Annotated in this window: 5 protein-coding genes; all 5 read left to right on the top strand. The window is 69.4% G+C overall.

Features of this window, described 5'->3' with window-relative positions:
- The first annotated feature begins 171 nt into the window (after positions 1-171).
- The 5 genes from ACFWI9_RS19605 (at position 172) to ACFWI9_RS19585 (ending at position 3,360) form a co-directional block, all read left to right on the top strand.
- Positions 172-606, top strand: a complete 435-nt coding sequence (locus ACFWI9_RS19605; protein ID WP_387163620.1) for a gas vesicle protein K — start codon at positions 172-174, stop codon at positions 604-606.
- A gap of 82 nt (positions 607-688) precedes the next feature.
- Positions 689-1,099, top strand: a complete 411-nt coding sequence (locus ACFWI9_RS19600; protein WP_387163618.1) for a VOC family protein — start codon at positions 689-691, stop codon at positions 1,097-1,099.
- Between the two features lie 110 nt (positions 1,100-1,209).
- The gene (locus ACFWI9_RS19595; RefSeq protein ID WP_387163616.1) at positions 1,210-1,668 is read left to right on the top strand and encodes an SRPBCC family protein; all 459 of its coding nucleotides are present in this window, start codon (positions 1,210-1,212) and stop codon (positions 1,666-1,668) included.
- A gap of 177 nt (positions 1,669-1,845) precedes the next feature.
- Positions 1,846-2,001 (top strand): DUF6131 family protein, encoded by a 156-nt coding sequence (locus tag ACFWI9_RS19590; RefSeq protein WP_387163614.1) that lies wholly within the window; start codon positions 1,846-1,848, stop codon positions 1,999-2,001.
- Between the two features lie 429 nt (positions 2,002-2,430).
- The gene (locus ACFWI9_RS19585; RefSeq protein ID WP_387163612.1) at positions 2,431-3,360 is read left to right on the top strand and encodes a S1 family peptidase; all 930 of its coding nucleotides are present in this window, start codon (positions 2,431-2,433) and stop codon (positions 3,358-3,360) included.
- The last annotated feature ends 145 nt before the right edge of the window (positions 3,361-3,505 follow it).

Below are 3,505 nucleotides of genomic sequence, written 5' to 3'. Positions count from 1 at the left end.
GGGGGGGGGGGGGGGGGGGGCCGGCGGGGGGGGGGGGGGCCCGCGGGGTGTGGGTGGCTCCCCCGCCCCTCTACACTACGATTCTCCGAAACCGCGGGCGGGCGCTTCCCGCCCCCCCCCCCCCCGAGAATCCATCGCCGTGGGCGGTGCCCGCCGAGCCGCGAGGCGGTCATGAGCCCTCATGACGCCGCCGGTGCCCCCGTCAACGCTGGCGCCGACGGCGCCGCCCGGCGCTTGGGCGAGGTCGCCGACGCCGCGGCCAGGGCCTTCCGGCTGCTCCCCGCCGTGCCCCGGGACCTCGGCCCCGGCGACGGCGCACGCCGCACGCCCGCCCGCCGGATCAGCGCGGATCCGGACACCGTCGAGCGCGACCTGATCAGGCTTGTCCTCACCCTGGTCGAACTGCTGCGGCAACTCATGGAGCGTCAGGCGCTGCACCGCGTCGACCAGGGAGACCTCACCGAGGAGCAGGAGGAGCGCCTCGGTGCGACGCTCATGCTCCTGCACGATCGGATGAGCGGGCTGTGCGCCGAGTACGGGCTGACCATGGACGACCTCAATCTGGACCTGGGGCCCCTGGGGACCCTGCTGCCGCCGTCCGACTGAGACGCGCTGCCGAGGGTACGCGTCTGTCAGGCCGGGGACGGACGAAGTACGGCCTTTCATAGGATGAGGAGGGGGCACCGCAATGACCGTTGCCAGGACGGCGGTTCTCGCGCTCGACTGCGCCGAACCAGAGGTACTCGCCGAGTTCTACGCGGGGTTGCTGGGTGGGCAGGTACGGCCCACGGACGACCCAGACCGGATCGAGGTCGCCGGGCCCGACGGCGCCTTGCTGGCCTTCCTGCGGGACCACGGCTTCGCGCCACCGAGCTGGCCCCGCCCCGAGGACTCCCAGCAGGCGCACCTCCTGGTGTACGTCGAACCCGGAGAAGTGGACGCGGCCGAGCGCGAAGCCGTCAGTCTCGGCGCCACACCGGTGGACGCGAGCAACATCGGAGGCCCCCGGGAGTCGCGGCTGCTCGCCGACCCCGCCGGTCATTCCTTCCTGCTGCTCGCGAGGAGCGGCGAGGCGCCAGGCGCACAGCCGTCCGGGTGAGGTTCCGCCGGCGGCGGTTATCCGGCGTGATCGGGGTAGCCGCCGAATGGTGCCCCGACACTCGGCGGAGCCGCTGCCGATGGGAAGGGCGCGGAAAGTGAGGCAGAGAGATGAGCTTGGTCAAGGAGTCCATCGAGGTCGGTGTTCCGGTCAGCACTGCCTACAACCAGTGGACGCAGTTCGAGGAGTTCCCCCGCTTCATGGAAGGCGTCGAGGAAGTCCGGCAGGTGGACCCCCTGCACAACCACTGGACCACCCGGATCGCCGGGGTCCGCAGGGAGTTCGACACCGAGATCGTCGACCAGCTTCCCGACGAGCGCATCGCCTGGCGCACCGTCGGCGGCGACACCCAGCAGATGGGCATGGTGCATTTCCAGGCGCTTGACGCGACACACACACGCGTCGAACTCATCATGGATGTCGAACCGGTGGGAGCTGCCGAGAAGACCGCGGCCATGGCCGGAATGATCGACCGCCGCGTCAAGGGCGACATGCGCCGCTTCAAGCAGTACATCGAGCAGCGCGGCGGTGAGACCGGCGCCTGGCGTGGCCGCGTGAGCCCTGGCTGAGGCCTGCGGGACGAGGGTCTACGGGCCCGAGGCCTGCGGGACGGGGTGGGCTACGGCCTCACGGGTACAGCCGGTTTCCGTCCGGATACGGTCGGCGGCGCCCTGGCACAGGCCGTTTGCGCGGGACCGGAGCGGGCAGACGCGGCAATAGGAGCACTCCAGGATCGGAGGAACCAAATGATCATCCTTGGACTCATATTGCTCATCATCGGAGCAGTGGCCGGTATCAGCATCCTCTGGACTATCGGCATCATTCTGGTCGCCATCGGACTGGTGCTCTGGGTGCTCGGAGCGGTGGGGCACGCGGTGGGCGGACGTCGGCACTACTACTGAGTGCCGCAACCGCTGAGCGCCTGCGGCGAGTCGTCGGCGGCCACGCCGGACGGACGCGGACGCATCCATGGACCCAGCCGGTCCGGGCAAGCGCAAGGGGTGCTCTTCTACGCAGTCGGACACGCAGCCTGTCTCCCTCGAGTAGGGGGACGGGCTGCGGCCTTCCGGGAGAAAGTCTCCATGGCCAGTGAACCTCGCTCGCCGATTCCGCGTCTGACGGAACCGGAGGGCTACTGATTCATCGTCATTCGCCAATTCCATGCCGCCCTTTCCTGTGAGAACTCTTTGACGCCTTCGGGTGAATTCCATTAGCGTTTCCCAACGTTGTTCCCGGGCAGGCCAGTTGGCTCAGTACGGGTGTGCTTCGCACCCGCGTACTGAGCATTTTCATGCCCGGGGTTCATTCACGTTGAAGTGGAGACAACCCCCATGCGTCTTTCCCCATCCCGTCAAGGCGCCAAGCGCCTGGCGGTGGCCTCCATTGCCGCGAGCGCGGCGGCCGTGCTGGTCGCGGCCGTCGCCCCGGCGGCTCACGCGGGTCAGCAGGCCGCGTCCGGAGAGTCCAAGCCGGGCGCTCGCATCATCGGTGGCACCGAAGTGTCCAGCGACGCGTACCCCTTCATGACCGCCCTGCTCACCAAGGGCAAGGGCAGCGCGCTGAAGCGCCAGTTCTGCGGCGGCAGCCTCATCAGCGACACCGTGGTCATGACCGCGGCCCACTGCGTCACCGGCATGGAGGCGAAGGACCTCCAGTTGGTCGTCGGCCGTACCACCCTGTCCAACTCCAAGCAGGGGCAGGTCAGAAACGCCCGGCCGTCGGAGGGCGAGGGCGACCCCGGAGGCATCACCATCCACCCCCGCTACCTCAAGGGGAAGGAGGCCTATGACATCGCGTTCGTCGAACTCGACAAGCCCGTCAAGGGCATTGTCCCCATCAAGCTGCCGACCATCGGGACCGACGCCCTGATACGTCCCGGCGCCAAGGCCGTTGTGACGGGCTGGGGCAACACCGACACCGAGCTGACCAACTACCCCGACCGGCTCCGTCAGGTGAAGGTGCCGATGCTCTCCCACGACGAGTGCAAGGTCAGCTACCGCGAATACGACAGGAAGGTCAACGTCTGCGCGGGCGTCGAGGGCAAGGACTCGTGCCAGGGCGACAGCGGCGGGCCGCTGTTCCGGACCGTCCCCGGCCGCCAGCAGCCCATCCAGATCGGCGTCGTCTCGTACGGCGAGGGCTGCGCCGCCCAGGGCGCGCCCGGCGTGTACACCTCGGTGAGCTCGTCGAAGCTGTGGGACACGCTGTCCGAGTCCCCGGAGGGCAAGAGCCTCAAGGAGAAGCTGCGCCGGGTCCGCTGACCTGCCACTGAGTGGTCGCTGAGCTGACCCTTCCGTGCCCGGTGTGCCGCGTCCGTGGCACGACGGCGCGGCACACCGGTAACGCGAGCGGGGGGGGGCACCCCGTCGCCACCCGGTTCCCGCCCCGCCGGGACGGGCTGTTAGG

It is taken from the genome of Streptomyces sp. NPDC127084 (genome assembly GCF_042724175.1).
Lineage (GTDB): Bacteria > Actinomycetota > Actinomycetes > Streptomycetales > Streptomycetaceae > Streptomyces.
Note: the sequence above shows the minus strand (reverse complement) of the source record. Positions and strands in the feature narration are given on the sequence as shown.